18 protein-coding genes are annotated in these 24,350 nt (G+C 41.7%); 9 read left to right on the top strand and 9 right to left on the bottom strand.

What is annotated here, in order from left to right; genetic code table 11:
• Positions 1-82: 82 nt before the first annotated feature.
• On the top strand, positions 83-136 hold the full coding sequence (locus tag HC723_RS17870) for a hypothetical protein (RefSeq protein WP_446751389.1): 54 nt from the start codon (positions 83-85) through the stop codon (positions 134-136).
• A 984-nt stretch (positions 137-1,120) separates the two neighbouring features.
• Here the strand turns inward: HC723_RS17870 and yihA are convergent.
• Positions 1,121-1,828: a ribosome biogenesis GTP-binding protein YihA/YsxC gene (yihA, locus tag HC723_RS06135; protein ID WP_153448228.1), complete on the bottom strand. Its 708-nt coding sequence runs from the start codon at positions 1,826-1,828 to the stop codon at positions 1,121-1,123.
• A gap of 153 nt (positions 1,829-1,981) precedes the next feature.
• Here yihA and HC723_RS06130 point away from each other — a divergent pair, with 153 nt between their 5' ends.
• The 4 genes from HC723_RS06130 to hemN all read left to right on the top strand — a co-directional run bounded on the left by HC723_RS06130 (position 1,982) and on the right by hemN (position 5,704).
• On the top strand, positions 1,982-2,599 hold the full coding sequence (locus HC723_RS06130) for a c-type cytochrome (RefSeq protein ID WP_190338527.1): 618 nt from the start codon (positions 1,982-1,984) through the stop codon (positions 2,597-2,599).
• 373 nt (positions 2,600-2,972) lie between these two features.
• Positions 2,973-3,554 carry a Der GTPase-activating protein YihI gene (yihI, locus tag HC723_RS06125; protein ID WP_190338526.1) on the top strand — a complete coding sequence of 194 codons (582 nt, stop codon included), beginning with the start codon at positions 2,973-2,975 and terminating at the stop codon, positions 3,552-3,554.
• A gap of 113 nt (positions 3,555-3,667) precedes the next feature.
• Positions 3,668-4,156: a DUF2489 domain-containing protein gene (locus HC723_RS06120; RefSeq protein WP_153447996.1), complete on the top strand. Its 489-nt coding sequence runs from the start codon at positions 3,668-3,670 to the stop codon at positions 4,154-4,156.
• 174 nt (positions 4,157-4,330) lie between these two features.
• Positions 4,331-5,704: an oxygen-independent coproporphyrinogen III oxidase gene (gene hemN, locus HC723_RS06115; protein WP_190338525.1), complete on the top strand. Its 1,374-nt coding sequence runs from the start codon at positions 4,331-4,333 to the stop codon at positions 5,702-5,704.
• Positions 5,705-5,967: 263 nt separating this feature from the next.
• On the opposite strand, the gene HC723_RS06110 is transcribed toward hemN, so the two are convergent.
• From HC723_RS06110 to HC723_RS17795, 6 genes are all read right to left on the bottom strand, one after another.
• Positions 5,968-8,538 carry a bifunctional diguanylate cyclase/phosphodiesterase gene (locus tag HC723_RS06110; RefSeq protein ID WP_190338524.1) on the bottom strand — a complete coding sequence of 857 codons (2,571 nt, stop codon included), beginning with the start codon at positions 8,536-8,538 and terminating at the stop codon, positions 5,968-5,970.
• A 278-nt stretch (positions 8,539-8,816) separates the two neighbouring features.
• Positions 8,817-10,226 carry a nitrogen regulation protein NR(I) gene (gene glnG / locus HC723_RS06105; protein ID WP_153447993.1) on the bottom strand — a complete coding sequence of 470 codons (1,410 nt, stop codon included), beginning with the start codon at positions 10,224-10,226 and terminating at the stop codon, positions 8,817-8,819.
• Positions 10,227-10,268: 42 nt separating this feature from the next.
• Positions 10,269-11,354, bottom strand: coding sequence for a nitrogen regulation protein NR(II) (gene glnL, locus HC723_RS06100; RefSeq protein WP_153447992.1), 1,086 nt, complete (start codon positions 11,352-11,354; stop codon positions 10,269-10,271).
• Between the two features lie 109 nt (positions 11,355-11,463).
• The gene (locus HC723_RS06095; RefSeq protein WP_153447991.1) at positions 11,464-12,093 is read right to left on the bottom strand and encodes a DUF4124 domain-containing protein; all 630 of its coding nucleotides are present in this window, start codon (positions 12,091-12,093) and stop codon (positions 11,464-11,466) included.
• 247 nt (positions 12,094-12,340) lie between these two features.
• A complete protein-coding gene (gene glnA / locus HC723_RS06090) occupies positions 12,341-13,750 on the bottom strand; it encodes a glutamate--ammonia ligase (RefSeq protein ID WP_153447990.1) in 1,410 nt (469 codons plus the stop codon).
• A 456-nt stretch (positions 13,751-14,206) separates the two neighbouring features.
• On the bottom strand, positions 14,207-15,361 hold the full coding sequence (locus tag HC723_RS17795) for a hypothetical protein (RefSeq protein WP_203218756.1): 1,155 nt from the start codon (positions 15,359-15,361) through the stop codon (positions 14,207-14,209).
• A 390-nt stretch (positions 15,362-15,751) separates the two neighbouring features.
• Here HC723_RS17795 and typA point away from each other — a divergent pair, with 390 nt between their 5' ends.
• The 4 genes from typA (at position 15,752) to HC723_RS06065 (ending at position 20,107) form a co-directional block, all read left to right on the top strand.
• A complete protein-coding gene (gene typA / locus HC723_RS06080) occupies positions 15,752-17,581 on the top strand; it encodes a translational GTPase TypA (RefSeq protein ID WP_190338523.1) in 1,830 nt (609 codons plus the stop codon).
• Between the two features lie 186 nt (positions 17,582-17,767).
• Positions 17,768-18,661 carry a virulence factor BrkB family protein gene (locus HC723_RS06075; RefSeq protein WP_153447987.1) on the top strand — a complete coding sequence of 298 codons (894 nt, stop codon included), beginning with the start codon at positions 17,768-17,770 and terminating at the stop codon, positions 18,659-18,661.
• Positions 18,658-19,095 carry a D-aminoacyl-tRNA deacylase gene (dtd, locus tag HC723_RS06070; protein WP_153447986.1) on the top strand — a complete coding sequence of 146 codons (438 nt, stop codon included), beginning with the start codon at positions 18,658-18,660 and terminating at the stop codon, positions 19,093-19,095. Before HC723_RS06075 ends, dtd begins: the two co-directional genes overlap by 4 nt.
• 88 nt (positions 19,096-19,183) lie before the next feature.
• Positions 19,184-20,107 (top strand): bifunctional GNAT family N-acetyltransferase/hotdog fold thioesterase, encoded by a 924-nt coding sequence (locus tag HC723_RS06065; protein WP_153447985.1) that lies wholly within the window; start codon positions 19,184-19,186, stop codon positions 20,105-20,107.
• Positions 20,108-20,194: 87 nt separating this feature from the next.
• Here the strand turns inward: HC723_RS06065 and HC723_RS06060 are convergent, their stop codons facing one another.
• Together HC723_RS06060 and pckA are read right to left on the bottom strand one after the other, a co-directional pair.
• Positions 20,195-22,177 carry an AsmA family protein gene (locus HC723_RS06060; RefSeq protein WP_190338522.1) on the bottom strand — a complete coding sequence of 661 codons (1,983 nt, stop codon included), beginning with the start codon at positions 22,175-22,177 and terminating at the stop codon, positions 20,195-20,197.
• A gap of 209 nt (positions 22,178-22,386) precedes the next feature.
• Positions 22,387-24,012: a phosphoenolpyruvate carboxykinase (ATP) gene (gene pckA / locus HC723_RS06055; protein ID WP_190338521.1), complete on the bottom strand. Its 1,626-nt coding sequence runs from the start codon at positions 24,010-24,012 to the stop codon at positions 22,387-22,389.
• Positions 24,013-24,350 lie beyond the last annotated feature (338 nt).

Raw genomic sequence — 24,350 nt, 5'->3', positions numbered from 1 at the left:
AAAGATGAAAATTAATTACATAAATAGCTTTGAATTTGAGCATAATTACGGTAAATTAATCGTTGTAGGGTACAAAGGTAAGATGTTCTATCTTTTAGACCTTTTGTTTCACGTTATTGGATTTAGCTGTTTTTAAGCCGCTTCAGTCAGATTTGACTGGGGCGTTTTTTTTGCTTTAAATTTGGCTGGAACAAATAAATCATTGTTTTTAAATGGTTAAAATATGATATTTATCTCGATGGTGTTTTATCGCGAGCTCATCATTATTGATTGTCTCATGTTGTTAATCACTGGCGACTATCGTTTTGGTGTCACTTATCATCGCATTAATGCTATTTACTTTTTTGTTATTAAATAACAGAAAAATAAGACCACTATCAAATTAATTTTTAAGTAAAAACAAGATCATAGCAAAGGTCTCAATTTTAATGCAATTTGCATGTAACGGCGAAAATAAGCGGATAGAAAAGCGGGTATTTAGCGGTGAATGGAAAGAGTGAAAATTGAGTAACTTGTATTTTTGCCCTGCATGGTAAAAACTTTAAGCATAATAAAACATATGGAAACCTCCTTTCTCTTCCTTTCCCCATTGGTCGCCACCTTTTGGGGATTTCTTTTATCTGAAAGGTATTAATACTAGGGGCTGTTGATCTTTCGTGATTAAATTTTGTTCGAGATAAAAGCCTTTTAATCGAGGCAAGTCGATTGAAGCCTAGTTATTCTAAGTAAATGAGACTTAACGAAGAGTAAAAGGCTTTTAGCCGAATCCTTCGGGCTGCGTTTGTTGGACTTTTCTACTTCGTCATTGGCTTTTCGTGTAGCAAGCTACACCACAAAGCCTCTTCCTTGTATGAAAATCCAACAATTCGCAGCAAAAACAACCACGAAAGATCAACAGCCCCTAGTTCCAGTAATTTTATGACCGATAAAAATTGGATGCAGAGAAAAGTGTAAAAGGCCATGGACGGCTTTTTCTCAAGCGACCAGGATGGGACAGCGTCTTTTCGGCGGATTCAACTTGAGCAGGTATTAAGTTGAGTAGGTATTAAGTTGAATTGGTATAAAACGAAAAAAGCAGCCTTTAAGGCTGCTTAATATAATCCATATTCATTGCTAGCGATTAAGCGTCATGGGGATCTTGTGGGGCTAACTCGTCATCTTCTTCGGCAAATTGAGCTGCAAGTTCATCACGATGTAATTGCTCAAGCATTTCTTCGCTCATTACTGCTGGCGCAAACCAAGCGTCGAGTTTATTACGCAGTTGATCCACACCGATGCCTTTCATGGAAGAGAATACATCGACTTGTACATCACCACAGAACGCCATTGAAGCTTCACGGATTTTTAGCAATTGCGCCTTGCGTGGGCCTTGCTTGAGCTTGTCGGCTTTGGTGAGCAGTACTTGTACCGGAATATTCACCTCAACCGCCCAATAAATAAGTTGTTGATCGAGATCTTTCATTGGGTGACGGATATCCATCAATACCACTAGGCCTTTTAAGCATTCACGCTTTTGTAGGTATTCACCGAGTGATTTTTGCCATTTCTTTTTTAACTCGACTGGTACTTGAGCAAAACCATAACCAGGCAAATCGACAATGTGGCAGTTTTCTGTCACTTTAAACAAGTTAATCAACTGAGTACGACCAGGGGTCTTACTGGTTTTAGCCAAGTTTTTTTGATTGGTGAGACGATTTAATGCGCTTGATTTACCGGCATTAGAGCGACCAGCAAAAGCAACTTCGATACCTTCATCATCAGGTAGGTGACGAATATCGGGTGCACTCGTTATAAAGTGGGTATTTTGATAATGGATTTTTTCCATAATTGTTAACTCCATCTCCACTTTTGTAGAGGAATGATTGCTTTTATGTATAATTGTGTACAATTGGTTTACTTGTCAGCGACAAGACTGGACGTAGTGTACCATGAACGTGTAACTATCGTGGTAATGGAAGCTGAATAATTATAATGGAATATCATGAATAAATTAGTACTCATTTTAGGCTTGGTTGCTAGTTGCTCGGTTTGGGCGCAAGGCAATGTCGACGCTGGTAAAGAAAAATCAGCGACTTGTGCAGCATGTCATGGTGCGGATGGTAATAGCGTGATCACGCAATATCCGAAATTAGCCGGACAGCATGTTAAGTATCTTGAAAAGCAAATGCATGATTTAAAACTCGGTATGACCAGTGGTGGTAAGCAAGGTCGATATGATCCAGTAATGAGCGCCATGGCAATGCCATTGAGCGATCAAGATATTGCCGATCTATCCGCTTATTATGCTTCTCTGCCAATCAAAGAAGGCTCAACCCCAGAAGATGTGGCGGCTAAAGGTAAAGCGCTTTATTTTGCCGGAGAGCCAGGAAAGGAGCTTACCGCTTGTAGTGCATGTCATGGTCCTCGTGGACACGGTATGGAATTAGGTGGCTTTCCTAAGATTGCCGGCCAACAAGCTGATTACGTCAAACTGCAATTAGAGCATTTCCGTTCTGGTGCGCGTAGCAATGATATGAATTCGATGATGCAAGATATCTCGAAAAACTTAACCGATGAGCAGATCGAAATTTTATCCAAGTATGTAGGCGGTTTGCACTAATCGCTTTTAACCACCTCTGATGGCTGCTAAATCGAGTTAAGTGTTTTATTAAGCAAAAAATTAGTCCTCAGGCGAGTAACTGCCTGGGGATTTTTGCGTTTTGGGATCATGAATTTTTAGCTCGATCGCTTAATAAAACTCCACTATTTAGCGCATTTCTGCTATCTTGCGCATCCTTAATGGAGAGTGCAGCATGTCCCATTTTATTTTGGGTCTATAATTACTCATCCACAGTGCGTAAGCACCCAGTTTTATCGCGTTCAATAGTGTCAGATCTCGCCATCGGCAATTTGAAATTATTGGCAATGATGTCATGTTACTGAGAAAACTCACGTTAGAGTTAACGTAGTGATTTCTTAGAGGAAATTGAATAATGTCTCGCAACAAAAAAGCTAGAAAGCCTGGTTCAACGGGCAGTGAAGAATTAATGGTGACTCGCAATCGCAGCGAATCGAATGTTGAAGGTCGCCTGCGTAAACGTGTGAATAAGCGTAAAGGTTTAAAAACCGGTAGCCGTCATGCGGATACCGAGCAGAAAAAACAACATACCGGTTTAGGTCAAGTTAAAGATCCGCGTCACGGCAGTAAAAAAGCCATTCCTTTGGTCGTCGAAGTGAAAGCGAAACCATCAAAGCAGCAGCGTAAACTGAATGCCGAGCAAGAGCTTGAAGCAATTCAAAATGATGCTCAATTAAATGTGCTGATCGACCGTTTAGAAAATGGCGATAAACTAGGCGCAGGTTTGCAAAAGTTTGTTGATGAAAAATTAGATCGTCTAGAAATCTTGATGAAGCAACTGGGTATTTACGATGATGAAGAAGAGATTATTGAGCCCGAGCCGCAACAAGAAGAGGCAGAGGTTATCATCCCAACCAAGAAAGCAGCCAAAAAGCCGGCTTCTGATGATGACTTGTTAGCGCAATTTGAAAACCTAAATTTGAACGATTTTAAATAATCGCTACAATCGGCATTAACATTCTGATCGATCAATAAGGTCAGGATGTTAGTGCCTTTTTTTTTAAGTTTTTTAGTTATCGTATTTTTAGTCAATAAAAGTAGAGGGATGCCATGTCGACTGCACTTTTCGCGTTTGTAGGGGCGATTATTATTATTGGGCTGGCAAGTTATGCCGGATTTTTATTGATGCAACTGAAAAAACAAAAGCAGCTTATCCAAATTCAGCAGCAACACGCGATCGATCAGCGTAATGCGAATATTTTTGAGAATGTACATACCTTGTGTATGGCGGGGGTTCAACAGCAATGTGATTTAGCTGAAATCGTGATCCGAGTGGTGTGCATTATGGATTATGTGCAAGGTGATGATCGGGTCGATTTTGCCGTCGACTACCCGGCAATTAATGAACTCTATCAAGTCGTGAAAGACATGGCGCGTGGCGATGATCGTCAAGCGTTAGATAAGAAAGATCGAATGAAGCAAACTCTCGCCCGCCAAAAAGCAGAATCACGCTTAACTGAAACCGTGTTAACCGAACTGGGTCAACTCAAACAAAATATCCAACCGTTAAATAACAAAATTGATATAAAAGTGATCTAGATCTCACTATTTTGAAATGGATGGCATTCATTTTTTGCTCAGATAGGGCAAGCTAACCTTTGGTGGTATATTCATCATCACTGATTAGCAGTACGCTATATCTGCCTTACGGCCATCGCGGTTCTCACAGGCATTCAATCAATCCTTAGTTTAGTTTTATAAGTGGAAATTATCATGTCAAAAGAGCAAATTGTTTGGGATCAGGCTATGTTGGAAAAGTATAACTATTCCGGCCCTCGATACACCTCTTACCCAACTGCTCTGGAATTCCACGAAGCCTTTACGATTTCGGATCTTGATATGGCGTGTGGCCAATACCCAGACCGCCCATTATCGCTTTATATCCATATCCCATTTTGTCACAAGCTTTGCTATTACTGTGGGTGTAATAAAGTGATCACTCGTCATCAGCATAAAGCCGATGATTACTTGCAAGTGCTCATCCACGAAATCCGCCAACGCGCACCTTTGATTAATCAACGCCAGGTGACGCAATTGCATTTTGGTGGCGGAACACCAACCTTCCTGACTAAAGTCCAAATGACGTGCATTATGACTGCGATCCGCGGCGAGTTTAGCTTTACTGCTGATGCTGAAATAAGCATTGAAGTTGACCCGCGTGAAATTGAACTGGATATGTTGGATCACTTAAGAAGCGAAGGCTTTAACCGCTTAAGTATTGGGGTGCAAGATTTCAATAAAGAAGTTCAAGTTCTGGTTAACCGTGAGCAAGACGAAGATTTTATTGTCGCCATGGTGGCACGTGCTAAAGAGTTGGGTTTCCGTTCGACTAACCTAGATTTGATTTATGGCCTGCCAAAACAAACGCTTGCTACGTTCTCCAATACACTTGAAAAAGTCTTGGCGATGCAGCCGGGTCGTTTATCTATTTTTAATTACGCCCACATGCCGGCTTTGTTTGCTGCACAAGCGAAATTGAAAGAAGAATGGCTACCAAGCGCTGAACAAAAAATGGAAATTCTGCAATACACGATTAAAACCTTAACCGATGCCAGTTATCAGTTTATTGGTATGGATCACTTTGCTCTGCCGGATGATGAATTAGCGGTGGCGCAGCGTGAAGGTATTTTGCATCGTAACTTCCAAGGTTACACCACTCAAGGTGATTGTGATTTAATTGGCTTTGGGGTGTCGGCGATTTCTATGGTGGGTGACAGCTATGCACAAAACCAAAAAGAGTTGAAAAAATACTACGCCCAATTAGATTATCAACGTCATGCATTATGGCGTGGGGTTGGGCTAGACAATGATGATTTGATCCGCCGTGAGGTGATCAAGCAATTGATTTGCAACTTTACATTGGATACCAAAGTGATTGAGTCTCAATTTGGGCTTAACTTTGAGCAGTACTTTGCTGAAGACTTAAAGCTACTACAGACTTTTGTTAATGATGGGCTAGTGGAAAATAAAGACGGTATCATTTCAGTGACCTTACGCGGTCGTTTACTGATCCGTAATATTTGCATGTGCTTTGATAAGTATTTACGTAATAAAGCCCGTCAGCAGCAGTTCTCACGCGTGATTTAAGGTAAATCCGAGACATAAAAAAGCGACCGAGAATGGTCGTTTTTATGCTTGATGTTTATTGATATTGACTCATTAAGTACTTCTATCCAAATTGTTGATGGGGAACAGTGTCAAAGAGCATGGATGTTCTTTCTCAAGTGCCCATGGACTGTTTAAACGTCTTTTCGGAATGAACAATATTGGTTCAAAATGTAGGGCGATTAACATCTCTAAATATCAGAAAAACACACTTTTTAACTATAAATCACAGGATTGATGACCGATCAACTAAGGTGCGATACATCAATATTGTCTGGCCATTGCTCTAATGGTACTGGGCGACCATAGAGGTAACCTTGCGCTTGTTGGCAACCTAAGTCAGTCAATATTTTGGCTTGCTCTTCGGTTTCGACACCTTCCGACAACACCACAATATCTAACTCCTTGGTTATAGTTAAAATCGCGGCCACAATAGAGGAATCCGCATTATCTGCGGTTAAGGTATTGGTGAATGAGCGATCGATTTTCAAGCAATCAAAATGCATTTTCTGTAAATAGGCTAAAGACGAATAACCAGTACCAAAGTCATCAATCGCAATGCTAATTCCCAGCGCACAAATCGCGCGTAAGTTTTCTTTAATCACTACGTCATTGTTGACAATGTTGGACTCTGTCACTTCTAATGTGAGATTGTGAGCCGCAATTTTACTTTCTTTTAAGATTGATTGTAGGCTGTCAATAAAGCTTGGTAGCAATAATTGGGTCACCGACACATTAACATGCAGATGGAACTCTTTATCCCAATGACCGCTTTCAATCGCTTGTTGAGTATCAATGCATGATTTTAGTAGGATTTGATGACCAATCTGATGAATAAGGCCGTATTCCTCCGCGATGCTAATAAAATCATTAGGTGGAATAATACCTTTCGTTGGCGATAACCAGCGCGCTAAGGCTTCTGCGCCGATAATTTTCTTGGTTTGCAAATCCACCAAAGGTTGGTAGAACGGAATAAACTCATCATTTTTAATGGCTTGCGTGATCAGAGCGATAGTTTGAGTTCGCTTAAGTGAAGCATCCGCCATCTCAGGTAAGTAAGCGGAGTAACGAATGGGTTCTTTCTTAGCGTAACTTAGTGCGATACTGGCATTGCGCAGGCTATTTTCGATACCATCGTCAGCGATGACTTGGGTTGAACCTATCACAGCGTTGATTAGAACTAGTTCAGAATGAATCTTAATCGGTGAAACAAATTGTTGTTTTATTTGAGTAATAAACTTGTCGGCTTGCTCAGATGATGACAATTCGGGAGCATAAATTGCAAACTCATCACCGGAAACTCGTGCTAATAAATAGTTATCAGGCAATAGCGATTTTAGACGCTCACTAATGATGACTAACACTTGATCACCACGTACATGGCCAAGACTGTCATTTATAGCTCGGAATTTTTCTACCCCAATCACCACTAACATACCTTGAGCGGAGATGTTGTTATGGCTGCACTCTTCAATTAAGCCCTGACGGCTATACAGTTGGGTTAATGAATCATAAATTAACTGCTTTCTCAGTTCGCTAAATGAAGTACGTAGGTTTTGCGCCATATCATTAAAAGACTTTACCAGCATAGAGGTTTCACGGATAAAACCATTATCTGGAATTCGAGTGCTCCAATGACCTAATGCTAACTCACGCGCAGCATTGGCGGTTTTTTTAATTGGTGAGGTAATACGGTTGAATACCACAAAGCCAATTCCCGCGGTAAACAGGCAAGCCAATAAGCCAAATAATAGAGCCTGTTGCTGTTGATAGGGTAACTGGCCAAGCAACTCAGACTCTGGCAAGGTAACTGAAATATACCAAGTTAAGCCATGTTCATCGGTGTATGGGGTGAGGTAGCTAAAATATCGCTCAGAACCAAGAATGAAAGAGAAGGCGTGGTTGTCTATTTCTGCATGGGTTAAACCAATAATTTTTTGTGCGGTTTTACGAATAATAGGATCGACACTTTCGGTGATTGAAATTCGACTGCCGGTGATAGACAGTGGATTATTACGTGATGTTTTGGGTTCGTTTGAGGATAAAATGGGGTTATTGGTATCAGAGTGTGCGATCAGGCGTTGATTTTGGTCAAAAATAAACACTGAGGCATTATTTTGTTTTTTCTGCTCGGTTAAGAAGCGATCGAATGTGGTGAGCTTTATATCAGCAGTAAGTACACCGATCAGTTGCTTACCTTTTAACACTGGGGTTTGTGCCGATAGGGTGATTTCTTGGCGTTCGTCATTGTTGGTATAAGGTTCAGACCACATTGGTTTACGACTTTTGTCTACCGGAGCATACCAAGGGCGAATTTGTGGCGTATAGTGTGGGATTTTTCCTCGGATGCCAGAAGCTTCCGTTTCACCTTTATACAACAGCAAGTAACCATCGGTATTATTATCTTTCTTCATTAAAGAAAAATGGTGGCCTTTTTCACGGCGCATACCAATGTATTGTCCACCAATTTCTCCACCAAAACTTAATGCGTCTAACTGTGGCATGTGGCTTTCTAGACTGAGATAAGTAAAGCGCATAAAATCAGTTAGCTGAGAAGTATTGTTAGGATCATAAATGTTGTTGTAAACAATCGCATCACTTACGGCTATGCTGACTTTGAAAGGCGCGAGAAGAAAGCCAGTAAGATTGGAACTGATATTCTGCGAGATATTGGTCAGTTGTTTTTGACTGATTTCTTGGAGCATATTTTCATTGGTAATCTTTTGCACCACGGTAATAATACTAATAGTGGCAATCAGCACTAAGGTGAAAGGGAGAATAACCGCAGTGCGTAAAGATAAATATCGCTTGGTCATGAAAATCCAAAAAAGCAAAAGGGAATAGTTCAACAATCATACACCACAATAGGTAAATGAAACTATGTCCAATTGGCTTTTTGTCAGAAAATTGACATGTAAGCATGAGTTTATATTTGCCTCAATAATCAATCTGTTATTTATCGATAACTAGTGAAGAAAAAATTCAAATTTAATATGGTTATTCGCTAGCTATTAACATCTGATATCAACGCTGAGCTATGGCTGTTTAGTTCAGCGGATGTTAGTTTTTGATTAGTTTTAATTTTCTAGCTCTTTTAATTTTCTAGCTCTTTTAATTTTCGAGTCAGAGTATTACGTCCCCAGCCAAGTAATTTAGCCGCATCTTGCTTATGACCATTGGTGTGAGTGAGGGCTGCGTTTAATAAAATTCGCTCAAATTCCGGTTGTGCAATGGTGAGTAGATCGGACTTTCCTGCAGTCAAAGTTTGTTGCGCCCAGATCTCTAATTGTTGCTGCCAAGAACCTTGCGGACTTGCGTCTAAAGGTAATGGATTGGTGGTGATTAATTCATTGGGCAGATCGGCTGGTAATACCTCGCTACCACTGGCCATTACGGTTAACCAACGACAAATGTTTTCTAATTGACGGACATTTCCCGGCCATGTCAACTGACTCAAGGTTTCAATGGTGGTTGGATGTAGTGTTTTAACGTCAACCTCTAACTCTTTGGCTGCACGAGATAAAAAATGAGCGGCTAGTTTTTCAATGTCTTGGCGACGCTCTCTTAGTGCTGGAATATGCACTCGGATCACGTTGAGGCGATGGAATAAATCTTCACGAAAACCGCCGTCATTGACTAACTTTTCTAAATTTTGATGGGTGGCGGCAATGATCCGCACATCAACACTAACAGGGGCATGTCCACCAACGCGGTAGAATTGTCCGTCAGCCAGTACGCGTAATAGACGGGTCTGAATATCCAGTGGCATATCACCAATTTCATCTAAGAAAAGTGTGCCACCATTGGCTTGTTCGAAACGACCTTGGCGTACCGTATTGGCACCGGTAAATGCGCCTTTTTCATGGCCAAATAATTCTGATTCAATCAAATCTTTTGGGATGGCGGCCATATTTAAGGCAATAAAAGGATTTTTGCTGCGTGGGCTATGACGGTGCAAGGCGTGAGCGACCAACTCTTTACCAGTGCCGGATTCACCATTGATTAAGACTGAAATGGACGATCGAGAGAGGCGACCAATTGCTCTAAACACTTCTTGCATCGCGGGTGCTTCACCAAGAATTTCTGGTACCGCATCTGGTACTTGGTTTTCTGCTGTGGTGGCCGTGTGCTGTTCATGGCTATGAGCAATAGCACGTTCGACTAAGGTCAGTGTTTCATCAATATCAAATGGCTTGGGTAGATATTCAAAAGCCCCTTTTTGATAAGCATTGACCGCCGCATCGAGATCGGAATGTGCGGTCATAATAATGACGGGTAAGTCAGGATGACTGGTTTGGATTTGATTCAGTAAAGTGAGTCCGTCCATACCTGGCATGCGAATATCTGAAATTAAAACATCCGGTGTTTCTCGCTCTAGGCTGGCAAGCACACTTTCGGCGTCAGCGAATGTTTCACATTGAATATTGGCTGATGATAATGTTTTCTCTAAAACCCAGCGGATAGAACTGTCATCATCTACCACCCATACGAATCCTTTACTCATTATCTATTTCCCTTTGCAAGTACCAATAACTGCGCATAATGACTATGCGGTTTGGATTGGTAAATAAATACTAAAAATGGTGTGTCCAGGCCAGCTTTCAACGTCAATTTTACCTTGATGCTGGTCGATTATATTTTGTGATATGGATAACCCTAAGCCAGTGCCTCCTTCGCGACCGCTGACCATAGGATAAAACAAGGTGTCTTGAAGTTTATTCGCAATACCTGGGCCGTTATCCATGATCTCAATTCTGGCGACTAATTTGTGCCTGTGACCATGAATATTGGCTTGATACACGGTACGAGTGCGAATGGTAATTTTTCCATCTGGTTGGTGAGAAAGAATTTGTGCTGCATTACTGACAATATTTAGTAAGGCTTGCTCTACTTGATCTGCATCCATGATGATTGGTGGCATGCTGGGGTCGTAATCGCGTTCAATTACGATTTGACTGCCAAATTCCAATTCGACTAATTGGCGTGCTTTCTCGATCACTAAATGGAGATTTTCGGTAGTTTTTTTACCGGGCTTTTGTGGCCCTAGTAGTCGATCAACGAGTGCGCGCAAGCGATCTGCTTGTTCAATAATGATTTGGGTGTATTCATTTAAGCTGGGATCGGGCAGCATGCGACTCAGCAGTTGAGCGGCGCCGCGTAATCCGCCTAGTGGATTTTTAATTTCATGGGCGAGGCCGCGCACTAATAATTTAGCCGCTTGTTGTTGGGCATGTTGGTTTAGCTCTTGGCTTAAACGTCGTTGCGAATCTATTTTTCGGATCTCAACCAGCAACATTAACTTGGAGCCAAATGGCGCCTCTTTAAGTGAAAGTGGACTGGCGGTGACTTCGAGCATCATAGGTTTGGCATTGATAACAAAGGTCACGTCACTGTCGGTAATACTTTGCCCTGTTTGCAATAGTTGGGTAAATAGCGCTAAATCCATCGAAGCATGTTGTATCAAACTTGAAAGGGGCGAGCCTTGTAAGCGTTTGGCACTTTGGGAAAATAATTGCTCTGCAGAGGTGTTGGCATAATGAATGATCAGTTTGTCATCCAGTAAAAAAGTGGCCGTCACCAGATTACCAAGAATAGCGACAGCAAGTGATTCATTGTTTTCTGCTTGGGGCATTATCGTGCACTCATTTTTCAATGCACCAATACGGTGCACTGGAAGCTCCAGTATGAGGCATGATAAAAATCAGTACAAATAAAACTGCTAAATGACTCCGATAATGCCGCTATTTGACCGATGTTTTATGCAAAAACACCGTGACAACTGAAGATGATGCAATAACCTTGCCGCTTTGAACAACCTGTACTTTTAAACTATGTTCACCACGCTCAACCCCTTTTAACTCCCAGTACTTTTGGGTTTGTGGTGCGCCATAAGGGGTGCCATCAAAGACTAATTGTAATCGCTCTCCAATACCTAATTTACGGTTCAAGCTGGTTTGTATGGTCATTAAGCCGCGGCTGCTTCTTAATGTTTCATCATTGCTTGGGCTTTCGATATCAACCGTTATATCTTTATAATCGGCTTTTTTCTCGCTGCTGGCTATTTCAGTAACTTGCTCATCTGCGGATAATGACGCTGCGCTATCATCTGTTTTCACGCTAGCGGTTTGATCCGTTGTGACGGAATCTGAAGTCTTGGTTGCGGTATTGTTTCCATCATCCTCTCCCGATGAAGGCGCTCTATTCTTTACCTCTGGTAGGACTAATTTTTCTTTATTTTTACTCGTGATTGACTTGGGTGGCGGGGTATCACTGAGGTGCATGACGCCTTTGCTATCGGTCCATTTATAGATTTCATTGGCATGAGAAAGTGGCGCAATTAAGAATATGAGTAGTAGCGGCGAAAATTTCATATTTTGATTCCTGTCATTTTAACTAGGCGCTGAACGCTTCAGGATCTGAAAGACTAATATCAATGGAGATCGATATAAAACAACAAGACTTGAGACCGTTTCTTTTAGCTTAACGATTGTACTTTTCCTCACAACCAAAAAAAGGCCCACCTGAGAGGCGAGCCTAAATTTTTTGTCTTTTTTACACAGTTACAGCGTAAAATTTGAGTGCATAAACGCGCTTTAAATTAAGCGAATTTACTAAAAATTATACTGAGTAGTACAATTCAAACTCAAGTGGGTGAGTCGCCATGTTAACGCGCTCAACATCTTTAGATTTCAGTGCGATATAAGAATCAATGAAATCATCAGAGAATACGCCACCAGTGGTTAAGAACTCACGATCTTCGTCTAGTGCTTTTAGTGCTATTTCTAGCGACTCTGCCACTTTCGGGATCTCAGCTGCTTCTTCTGCTGGTAAGTCGTATAAATCTTTATCCATCGCATCGCCAGGGTGGATCTTGTTTTTAATACCATCTAGGCCTGCCATCAGTAGACAAGCGAAGGCTAGGTATGGATTCGCTGCTGGATCAGGGAAGCGAGCTTCGATACGGCGAGCTTTCGGGCTTGGTACCACTGGAATACGGATAGACGCTGAACGGTTACGCGCCGAGTATGCCAACATTACCGGTGCTTCAAATCCTGGAACCAGACGTTTGTACGAGTTAGTTGCCGGGTTAGCAAAGGCATTGATTGCACGCGCATGCTTGATAATACCGCCAATGTAGTAAAGCGCCATTTCAGATAGGCCGCCGTACTTATCGCCAGCAAATAGGTTAACACCATCTTTAGCAAGAGACATGTGAACGTGCATACCAGAACCGTTGTCGCCAACTAATGGTTTAGGCATGAAAGTCGCGGTTTTGCCGTAAGCATGCGCTACGTTGTGAACCACATACTTGTAAATTTGAATCTCATCGGCTTTTTCCGTTAGGGTATTAAAGCGAGTGGCGATTTCGTTTTGACCCGCTGTTGCCACTTCATGGTGATGCGCTTCAACCACAAGCCCCATTTCTTCCATGATTAAACACATAGCAGAACGAATATCTTGAGATGAATCTACTGGTGCCACTGGGAAATAACCGCCTTTAACGCCAGGACGGTGACCTTTGTTACCACCCTCGTATTCAGTACCAGTATTCCAAGCCGCTTCTACATCATCAAGCTTAAAGAATGCGCCTGAAATATCGTTACCGTATTTAACGTCATCAAATAAGAAGAATTCTGGTTCTGGACCGACAAGAACGGTGTCAGCAAATCCCGCTGCACGCATATGGTCTTCTGCACGTTTAGCGATTGAACGTGGATCACGATCGTAGCCTTGCATAGTTGCTGGTTCAAGAATATCACAGCGGATATTTAAGGTTGAATCTTCAGTGAATGGGTCTAATACCGCGCTTGCTGCGTCAGGCATCATAACCATGTCAGATTCGTTAATGCCTTTCCAACCTGCAACTGATGAACCATCGAACATCTTGCCATCTTCAAAGAAGTCAGCGTCTACTTGGTGGGCAGGAATTGAGATATGCTGCTCTTTACCTTTTGTATCGGTAAAGCGCAGATCAACAAACTTAACTTCGTTTTCAGTGATCAGAGAGAGTACGTTTTCAACTGACATCTTGGATAACCTCCGGTGTTATAAATGCTATTCAAGTAGAAGTATCTACTTGGGCAATAAGGCAATAATGGGTTCGCGATAGTGAATCGCTTTAACTAATAACTAAAGCTATTGATTAAAACCGCTATCGCGAAACTATAATCAATGTATTTGTATAAGCTAAAATCATGCCAAAAAATTAAATCCTTTAAATTCAGAGTGATAGGTGTGGGTGGGTATGATGCCAATAAGCTATTGCACCATAATGGAACCTGTGGGGATCATTTTAGTGCAATCGAATGTTGCATTGCATCATATTGATACAGCAAACCTATTACCCCACCATTCAGCCGAGAATTTGATCGTTTGTCAATGAGGCAAATCTATTTTTGATAAACCTGTCGATTTAAGTGTTAACCATTTGAATTTACAGTAAGCGATAAGTTTGATTTTTTACCCATTAATATGGCGTTGGAGTTACGCAAAGGGCAATTGCATTGTGTGCAACATGTGCTTGAGTAAGGCCGTAATAGGTTGAACCCAAGCAAGATCATAGGCTTTTGAGATAATGTAGGCGGCAAAAAAGATATATAGCCCAATTAAGGTATAGGCTTTTGCTTTTCCTAACGCTTTACCAAAGTAAAACAGGATGAACGCGGCAATGGTCAGTAAGAGTAGTAACACTCGTAGTTCACCGACATTATCGACCATATCTATTGGCATAAAGATAGGACCATTAATGATGGTATATAAAAATAATGGCAACCCTAATGCAAAACAGATATCAAAGATATTGCTGCCCAGTGCATTTGAAACGGCATCATCATAATTGCCTTTTTTGGCATCGCGTACCGATAAAATAGTGTCAGGAACACTGCTGGCAGCCGCGGCAATAATGACTGCGACAAAGTAAGATTTTAACCCTAACTCGTGGCCTAAAAGTTCACAGCCAAGTACTAGAAGGTAACAAGATAGAGCAATAAAAAAGGTGGAGACAATTAATAAAGCCCAAGCGTTTTGATTGGTGGTTTTCCTTTCACCGATTACGGCATTTTCAAGATCAAGTGTTAGCCATGACATTAAGGCATTTTCAGAGCTTACTTTATCTTGTTCTTCTTCCTCTGCCTCTGCAATAGAATACTCTGCGTGATGCGATTTTTTCATATTGGTAAGCATGTAAGCGATGTAAATAATATAAAGTGACATTAACATTAAGCCATGCCACCAAGTTAAATGCTCACCAATGGTTACGATCAGAATTAATTCAATGGTAATAAGAGCGATACCATCACGCAAAATGACTTTTTTGGAGACGTTAACTGCAGAGAGTTTAAATATTTTTATGGCGGTAAGAATACTCACGGCAGGGATGATCATGGTATTAAAAACGGCACTACCTGCTGTGGTAGCTATGCCACCTGCAAAACCGCCGGTATCGTTAAAGAGAAAGAGAAATACCATGGTGGCGCATAGCTCGGGCATTGAGCTACCAATCGCATTGATAGTCGCACCTTTTACACCTTCTGACATGTTGCGACCAAGATGGTCTGCGGCGGCTTCAAAGCCATCACAAACCTTGGCTATCATCCAGGTGGAAAATAAAACTAAACAGATAGAGATAAAAATCGCCACTAATATTCCTTACCATAATATTTATAAAACTGGAGCATTACAAAAGTCGTAATATTAATAAGTAAGAATGTGGTTTAAGTGAATGTTTTGCGGTTGTGTATCTAGCAAGGTATTAATTTTGTGCGTGATTGTACAGTAAATTAAGCTGAGAAACATATAAAAATAGCCACGATGAATCGACAATGTGAAGGGGGTAACATTTAGTTTATCGTCCTATCTTTTATGTTGAATTAGCACGCCATCCATCAAAGTGAGCTATTTTTAATCAACTATTATCATTTTGGCGTGAATATTCCTAGGGGTTTGGCGTAAGATCTGGTACATTTACGACCGTTTTTTTAATCAAATTCATCCAATGTCTGGATGTCTTACATAAGTGAATAGAATTCCATGACCACAACTAAAATCGATAAATTAAGAAATATCGCGATTATCGCGCACGTTGACCACGGTAAAACCACCTTGGTTGATAAGCTATTACAACAATCGGGTACGCTTGAATCTCGTGGTGAAGCTGAAGAGCGCGTCATGGATTCGAACGACATCGAAAAAGAACGTGGTATTACCATTCTTGCAAAAAACACTGCAATCAACTGGAATGATTACCGCATCAACATCGTAGATACCCCAGGACACGCCGATTTTGGTGGTGAAGTTGAGCGTATCATGTCTATGGTAGATTCTGTGCTACTTATCGTTGATGCTGTTGATGGCCCAATGCCTCAAACACGTTTCGTAACGCAAAAAGCATTCTCACACGGCCTTAAGCCAATTGTGGTTATCAACAAAGTTGACCGTCCTGGCGCTCGCCCTGACTGGGTTATGGATCAAATTTTTGATTTGTTCGATAACTTAGGTGCAACTGACGAACAACTAGACTTTAAAGTTGTTTACGCATCAGCATTAAACGGCTGGGCTTCTATGGATGAAGGCGTTGTTGGCGAAGATATGGAACCATTGTTCCAAGCGGTTGTTGATAACGTTGATTGCCCAAATGTTGACATCGATGGCGCACTTCAAATGCAAGTGTCTCAACTTGACTACAACTCTTACGTTGGTGTTATCGGCGTATGTCGCGTAACTCGCGGTAGCGTTAAACCAAACCAACAAGTGACTATCGTTAGTGCTGATGGCAAGAAGCGTAATGGTAAAGTCGGTACGGTTCTTGGTTACATGGGCCTTGAGCGTCACGAAGTTGAACAAGCTGATGCGGGTGACATTATTGCCATCACTGGTTTAGGTGAGCTTAAGATCTCTGACACCATCTGTGATGTAAACGTAGTTGAAGCAATGAAGCCACTTTCTGTTGATGAACCAACAGTAACCATGACTTTCCAAGTAAACAACTCACCGTTTGCTGGTAAAGAAGGTAAGTTCGTGACTTCACGTAACATCCTTGAGCGTCTAGAAAAAGAATTGGTTCACAACGTAGCACTACGTGTTGAACAAGCAGCCGATCCAGACAAATTCCGCGTTTCAGGTCGTGGTGAACTTCACCTATCTATCCTGATCGAAAACATGCGTCGTGAAGGTTTCGAGCTAGCTGTATCTCGTCCAGAAGTTATCATCAAAGAAGAAGATGGCCAACTAATGGAACCGTTTGAAACGGTAACGATTGATGTAGTTGAAGAGCATCAAGGCGCGATCATGGAAAACATTGGTATCCGTAAAGGTGAACTAACCGATATGGCACCAGATGGTAAAGGCCGTGTTCGCATGGACTTTATGATGCCTTCTCGTGGTCTTATTGGTTTCCAAACTGAATTCCTAACTATGACTTCTGGTTCTGGTCTAATCTACCACTCATACGATCACTACGGTCCGCACAAAGGTGGCGTAATCGGCCAACGTGCTAACGGCGTATTGATTTCTAACGGTATGGGTAAAGCAGTAACTTACTCTTTATTCAACCTACAAGATCGTGGTCGTTTATTTGCTGAGCACGGCGACGAAGTGTATGAAGGTCAAATTATCGGTATTCATAACCGTGCTAACGATCTGACTATCAACTGTCTACGTGGTAAGCAATTAACTAACGTACGTGCATCTGGTACTGATGAAGCACAAACGCTTTCTCCTGCGATAAAATACACGCTAGAGCAAGCACTAGAATTCATCGATGATGATGAGCTAGTAGAAGTGACACCAGAAAGCATCCGTATTCGTAAGCGTCATTTGACTGAAAATGAACGTAAGCGTGCCGGTCGTGGACCAAAATAAATCGATATAATTCCCTCAACAAATTGAAGCCTGTGCTTTAATTAAGATGGAAGTATTGTGATATAGTAAAAGGCCGATGCAATTGCATCGGCCTTTTTGCATTAAGCGGATCAAGATTGACAACTTAGATGCCACTCAAGGAAAGAGAAAATAAACCAAGTAAACCATTATCACCAAGGATAGAGTATGAATTCAATTCAGACAGTAGAACGCCGAATCGGCCTTGGTCTGCACTACTTAATTTATTTAAAGCAAAGAGTGGTGAATGATCGCCTTGCCGTTAATGCTGGTTATATGGCTTACATTACTCTTTTGTCTTTAGTGCCCCTCACTACGGTGGTGGTAACTGCACTATCTAAATTTCCAGTATTTGAAGGGATCAGTAACCAAGTACAAGAGTTTATTTTTAGTAACTTTGTGCCCGCGGCGGGTGATGCGATGAAAGATGCGCTAAATAGCTTTATTAGTAATACCGCAAAAATGACCGCAATAGGCGGGGTGTTTGTGTTTATCACTGCCATGTTACTGATTTCGACCATTGATAAAAATCTAAATTTTATTTGGCGAGTGAAGCGTAAGCGCCGTTTGGTTTATTCTTTTTCTATGTATTGGATGGTGCTGACGCTTGGCCCGTTATTTATTGGTTCGAGCTTAGCCCTCACCTCTTATATAACCTCGACCCAGTTTTTGAGTAGCGAAGTGTTGAATTTGGTGTATCGACTATTGCCAATGTTACTGTCCGCATCAGCATTTTTTGGTCTATATTTATTGGTTCCTAATATAAAAGTAAGAATTTTCCACGCTCTGGGTGGCGCTTTAGTGGCTGGCTTATTATTTGAATTAAGTAAGAAAGGTTTTGCGTTTTATATTACCGCTTTTCCATCATATCAATTAATTTACGGCGCATTAGCGGCAATTCCCATTTTATTTGTTTGGGTGTATTTATGTTGGTTTATCGTCTTGATTGGTGCGGAAGTCACCGCCAGTTTAGGCGAGCGTGAGTTGTGGCATGAAGATGAGCCTTTTCAAGTTCTGCAAGTGTTACATAGTAAATTTGCTAAAAAGGACGATAAGCTGTGATTGCATTGATCCAACGAGTAAGTGAAGCTAGCGTTAAAGTTGATGGTGAGATTGTTGGTGAGATCCAACAAGGGTTATTAGTACTACTGGGTGTTGAAAAAGGTGATGATGAAGCGAAAGCTAAGCGCTTAGTTGAGCGAGTGTTAGGTTACCGAATTTTTGAAGATGACGCCGGAAAGATGAATTTAAATGTTGGGCAAGTTGGCGGTAGTGTGTTGATCGTTTCTCAGTTTACGCTGCCTGCGGATACTCAAAAAGGTATGCGTCCGAGCTTCTCTAAAGGGGCCGATCCGCGTGACGCTGAACGTTTATATGATTACTTTTCTCATTGCTGTCAGCAGACTGGGATCAATACCCAAAATGGTCGTTTTGCGGCGGATATGAAAGTGGCATTGGTCAATGATGGACCGGTGACATTCTGGCTACAGGTTTAATCGTTTTGCTCTCTACTCGATGATTGGTCAGCATTGAACTGATTAATGAGGCCGTGCAGCGATAGGATAAAAAATAAAAGGAATTAACATGTTTAAGCTAGTGACACCGAAAACAGAGGCGGAATTAAAACGTTACTATCATTTTCGTTGGCAGGTGTTGCGTGAACCCTTTCATCAACCTTTGGGCTCTGAGCGCGATGAATACGATGAAATGAGTTCGCATCGCATGATTATTGATAGTCGCGATCGGATTATGGCGGTGGGGCGCATTTACCTTACCCCTGATTGCGAAGGGCAAGTGCGCTTTATGGCGGTGAGTCCTAATCAGCGAGGTAAGGGCTTTGGTTCATTGATTCTGGTAGCACTAGAGTCGTATGCGATGCAAGAAGGCGCTAAGCGCTTAGTGTGTAATGCACGCCAAGATGCCATCTCTTTTTATAGTCATAATGGTTTTGAAAGCCAAGGCGAACTCAGTGATGAGCGGGGGCCGATTCGGCATCAACAAATGGTCAAACCGCTCAATTCATTATCTTTGGTCTCGCACCGCCCTGACTGGTGTGATGAACTGCAAAATCGTTGGCGACAAGAAATCCCTATTTGTGGTGCGATGGGGATCCGAATCAATCAATATACCGGACACCGCTTTGAGTGCTCGGCGCCATTAAATCCCAATATTAACCCTCATGAGACCATGTTTGCAGGATCGATTTTTACCTTAACTACGTTAACGGGTTGGGGAATGGCATGGCTATTAATGCGAGAAAAGGGCTTAAAAGCGGATATCATTTTAGCGGATAGTCAGATACGCTTTCGTGCTCCGGTAACCGAAAGCCCTACCGCCGTGACCTCATTAGATGGTATCAGTGGCGATTTAGACCGATTAAAAAATGGGCGTCGCGCGCGCATCATTGTCAAAGTGATAGTGTATAGTGGCGACACACCAGCTGTAGAATTTACCGGAACCTATATGTTGATGACTGACTTTTTAGGTGAAGAACCTTTAGTGAGTTGACGTTTTCATATCTAATCATATTAAACGGTGTCATCGTCAATGAATAGCTCATGCTATAGCCGTTATTCATTGAGCAAACACTTGACACTATTGGCAATTATCTTCCATTGTGATCGCGCTGTTATCTCCTAATAAATTAAAGATCAGCGCCTTACATTTTCCTTTTCCTTCGAGCTTATATTGCACATTACCTTTTTCTGGAAATAAGAAATCGTAATTACCGCCTAAATAAGCGGTGAAATCTTTCCCTTTGATGCTAAATGGTTTTAATGCCACTCGTCCACGATCGGCATTTAAATGAATATTGCCAATCGATACGGCTTGCTTGGTTTGTGTCGGCTGTTTTGGTTTATCTACTGGATGAGGATCTTCCGATGGATCGAGTTCAATCCCCTGATTGCGCAACCAAAGTGCTTCAAAATCATCGCTGCTGGTGGCTTGGCTAATGGTCGCTTCAAGTTTGCCCGTCACGCTATGGTTAAAAATCAATTGATCGCCATACAAGCCTTCGCCTTTCACGGTAAAGTCGGTGATACCATCTAAATGCAGTGGTAAGTTAAAAACGCGTGTAAAAAAGCGTAATGGAATGCCTGAAGCTTCAACTGATAGATTCCAAGGTTGGCTAGTTTTAGCGTAATCCATATCGCCACTGGCTTTGATTAACCCATCATCGAGCGGAACAAATAGCTTTTCTAGCCAAAAATGGCCATCTTTAGAGTGCATATTAAGTAATAAATTACGGCTAGTGACTTTGTCATAAGTGGCACTGCTGGCACTGATACTCAACTTGCCATCCCATAACCCCCAACGTCCGTCACGCTTTAATTCAAGTTGGTCACCATCAATACTCATGCCTGAGGTTTGAATGGCTGGCGTTTGGGTGAGATCAATCACCTGAACATTATTAATGGTTAAGGACTGGGCGTTAAGAGTGTGGAGTTGATTGAAGTAAGCTAACACTAAGTCCTTAGATTCTTGTGATGGGATCCATTTTATATTATTAATATTGAGTAGTTTTATATCGGCACTATCGGGTTTGAACTTCCCCTGTAGATGAATATCACCTTGCAATACTTCGAGTGATAAATTCTGCACATAAGCCGATTGAGGCTGCAAATTGAGAGTTAAATTAGGAGATTTGATGGATTGCCCCATGGCGCTCATCGAGTCGGCGGAAAGGTTAATAGACGCATCTTGTTGCTGCCAGAGTTTAAATGGCAAGTGCACATGGCGAGCATTAATCAGCAAATTATTAGCTGTAAAATCATTAACTTCCAAACTAGAATCACTAATATCTAATTGGTCGATATCCATTGCAATGTGATTAAACCAAGCCAATACATCTGAATGGATCGCTTCTAAATTGTGTTGTTGTAATCTTAAGCCAGCAATGGACACTTGAGGTAGTTGCCATACATGCTCATCGGAACCTTTAGTCGCTTGAGCTTGAAATTTTCCGTGTCGCCAATTAAAGCGCATATCATAAATAATAGTATTGCTGTGGCTGATATCGCCATCAATAAATACTTTATCTAGCGCTTCACCTTGCCAATAAATTTGGTCGGCAGATAACTGAATTTGACCATAGAAAGGGAAAATTTTTGATGGGCGATATTGGGGGTGTTTCACTTGCATGGTCATATCACGCACCACCCAACCTTGGTCGGCAAAGTCGATACTCGAAATCGCTAATTGTTTGATATTAATATGTGGCAATATTGCCAGTTTCGGCCAGCCGCTTTGTAACTTGATACCTTCCATCAGGACATTATCAATTTGTAATTTAGAGTCTTTCCAAAGTGGGTTATCCAGCCAAATATCGACTTTTCGGATCAAAATTGATTGATGAGTTTGAGGATTTTTGACTAACACCCCTTCAAATGTAATATGGCGAGCTTGTTGATAGGAATAGCTGACTTCACGCACCGCAATTGGCTTATCTAAGACTTGGCTAAATACAAAGTTGACGAGCTTTGGGGCATATTGGGTGTGTAAAGTACCGTAACCGGCGGCTAAAATCACCATTAATAGCGCGATAAAACTAGTAAAAATGATAAGCAACTTTCTCATGGATCGTCCTGTTAGTCGAGATGAGCAATAAATCGAGAAGATCCCTAATTATTTGAGAGTAGGAATTTATCGCTAGAAGGAACAATTTATAGAAAATCATCGAAAGGGTGAAGTATTCTTTTATAAAAACCTGAGATAGGTGCGCCGATAATGGAAAAAGCTATTATCGGCGCAAGGTTTACGCAGTTTCAAGTAGCATAAATGATGATTTAGCCTTTCTGTGGACCAGCCGCGACGAGCGATTTACCTTCATCATTGTCAGTGTACTGAGCGAAGTTATTAATAAATAAGGTTGCTAAGTCATCGGCTTTTGCTTGCCACTCTTGAGTGCTAGCGTAAGTGTCGCGAGGATCTAAGATCGTAGGATCGACTTTTGGTAGCGAGGTAGGCACTTCTAGGTTAAAGGTTGGGATAATCTTAGTCTGGGCTTTATCTATCGATCCATCTAAGATCGCATCAATAATACCGCGCGTATCTTGAATCGAAATGCGCTTGCCAGTGCCGTTCCAGCCGGTGTTGACTAAGTAAGCTTCAGCGCCTGATGCAACCATACGCTTAACTAACACTTCCGCATACTGAGTTGGGTGCAAAGTTAGGAAGGCAGCGCCAAATGCGGCCGAGAAGGTTGGTGTTGGTTCGGTAATGCCGCGTTCAGTACCTGCGAGTTTGGCGGTAAAGCCCGACAAAAAGTGGTACTTAGTTTGTTCTGGTGTCAGTTTGGATACTGGCGGTAGTACCCCAAAGGCATCGGCAGTTAGGAAGATGACTTTTTGTGCATGACCGGCTTTAGATATCGGTTTAACGATATTATCAATGTGATAAATAGGATAAGAAACACGAGTATTTTCGGTTTTTGAACCATCATCAAAATCAATAATGCCTTGCTCGGTTACCGTCACATTTTCAAGTAAGGCATCACGGCGAATTGCGTTATAAATATCAGGTTCAGCCTCTTTCGATAAACGTATGGTTTTCGCGTAGCAGCCGCCTTCAAAGTTAAACACACCGTCATCATCCCAGCCGTGCTCATCATCGCCAATCAACTGACGTTTAGGATCGGTAGAAAGAGTGGTTTTTCCGGTGCCTGATAAACCAAAGAAAATAGCCACATCACCGTCTTCCCCGACATTGGCAGAGCAATGCATTGACGCCATACCCTTGATCGGCAATAGGTAGTTCATCATGGCGAACATGCCTTTTTTCATTTCGCCGCCGTACCAAGTGCCACCGATGATCTGAATGCGTTCAGTGAGATTGAAAGCGACAAAGTTTTCCGAATTGAGGCCTTGTTTGTGCCAGTTTGGATTCGTGGTTTTCGCGCCATTCATCACCACAAAATCAGGCTCGAATGTTTTGAGTTCTTCATCGGTAGGACGAATAAACATATTTTTGACGAAGTGGGCTTGCCACGCAACTTCGGTGATCACGCGCACTTGCAAGCGAGACTCTGGGTTAGCGCCACAAAAACAATCAACCACAAACAAGCGCTTATTTGACAGTTGAGTTGTGACTAAGGATTTTAAGTCTTGCCATACCTCTTGGTTAATGGGTTTGTTATCATTTTTACCTTGATCAGACCACCAAAGCGTATCGCGAGTGACGTCATCTTTAACAATATACTTATCTTTTGGTGAGCGACCGGTGAAGATGCCAGTATCAACCGATACCGCCCCTAATTCAGTCTCAATACCTTTTTCATAGCCAGATAAGTCATCTCGAGTTTCCTCGGTAAATAACACCTCATAACTAGGGTTATGCAGCACATCAGTCGCATTGTGAATACCATAACCAGTGAGATCTATTTGTTGTGTTGCAGTGTGCGTCATAACAGTCATAGGGTGTCCTTAGTTTCAAGTCGTCAAAATTTCAAATAGTAAGATGTTAAATTTATTAATATTGACGCCATTTTAACCATATTCTATATATGGTTTTATTGGTGACATCACAAAATCATCCTATCAAAGTATGGTAGATCAAAAATGGGATCAGGCGCGACTATGTTTATTATTTCACTAAAATTAAGTGCGGTATTTGCAGGAGAGTTTGGGTGATGAAATACACAATAGAAACAAAAGTTTGACTAAAAAAACCGACACAGGGCCGGTTTTTTTAGATATTACTGGTGGTTATTACGTGCTAGAAAATAATGCACTAGACTTAAGTTATTGGACTG

The organism is Vibrio sp. S11_S32 (assembly GCF_014694465.1).
In the GTDB taxonomy this organism is placed as follows: Bacteria; Pseudomonadota; Gammaproteobacteria; order Enterobacterales; family Vibrionaceae; genus Vibrio; species Vibrio algicola.
This window is presented reverse-complemented; position numbering and strand designations above follow the sequence as displayed.

What these genes read in the sequence shown, in the direction of transcription:
- HC723_RS06075 (WP_153447987.1), top strand. Translation starts at nt 17,768, where the DNA reads ATGAATTCAATTCAGACAGTAGAACGCCGAATCGGCCTTGGTCTGCAC.
- HC723_RS06130 (WP_190338527.1), top strand. Translation starts at nt 1,982, where the DNA reads ATGAATAAATTAGTACTCATTTTAGGCTTGGTTGCTAGTTGCTCGGTT.
- glnG (WP_153447993.1), bottom strand. Translation starts at nt 10,226, where the DNA reads ATGAGTAAAGGATTCGTATGGGTGGTAGATGATGACAGTTCTATCCGC.
- glnL (WP_153447992.1), bottom strand. Translation starts at nt 11,354, where the DNA reads ATGCCCCAAGCAGAAAACAATGAATCACTTGCTGTCGCTATTCTTGGT.
- HC723_RS06110 (WP_190338524.1), bottom strand. Translation starts at nt 8,538, where the DNA reads ATGACCAAGCGATATTTATCTTTACGCACTGCGGTTATTCTCCCTTTC.
- HC723_RS06065 (WP_153447985.1), top strand. Translation starts at nt 19,184, where the DNA reads ATGTTTAAGCTAGTGACACCGAAAACAGAGGCGGAATTAAAACGTTAC.
- pckA (WP_190338521.1), bottom strand. Translation starts at nt 24,012, where the DNA reads ATGACTGTTATGACGCACACTGCAACACAACAAATAGATCTCACTGGT.
- HC723_RS06095 (WP_153447991.1), bottom strand. Translation starts at nt 12,093, where the DNA reads ATGAAATTTTCGCCGCTACTACTCATATTCTTAATTGCGCCACTTTCT.
- glnA (WP_153447990.1), bottom strand. Translation starts at nt 13,750, where the DNA reads ATGTCAGTTGAAAACGTACTCTCTCTGATCACTGAAAACGAAGTTAAG.
- hemN (WP_190338525.1), top strand. Translation starts at nt 4,331, where the DNA reads ATGTCAAAAGAGCAAATTGTTTGGGATCAGGCTATGTTGGAAAAGTAT.
- HC723_RS06060 (WP_190338522.1), bottom strand. Translation starts at nt 22,177, where the DNA reads ATGAGAAAGTTGCTTATCATTTTTACTAGTTTTATCGCGCTATTAATG.
- yihI (WP_190338526.1), top strand. Translation starts at nt 2,973, where the DNA reads ATGTCTCGCAACAAAAAAGCTAGAAAGCCTGGTTCAACGGGCAGTGAA.
- HC723_RS06120 (WP_153447996.1), top strand. Translation starts at nt 3,668, where the DNA reads ATGTCGACTGCACTTTTCGCGTTTGTAGGGGCGATTATTATTATTGGG.
- typA (WP_190338523.1), top strand. Translation starts at nt 15,752, where the DNA reads ATGACCACAACTAAAATCGATAAATTAAGAAATATCGCGATTATCGCG.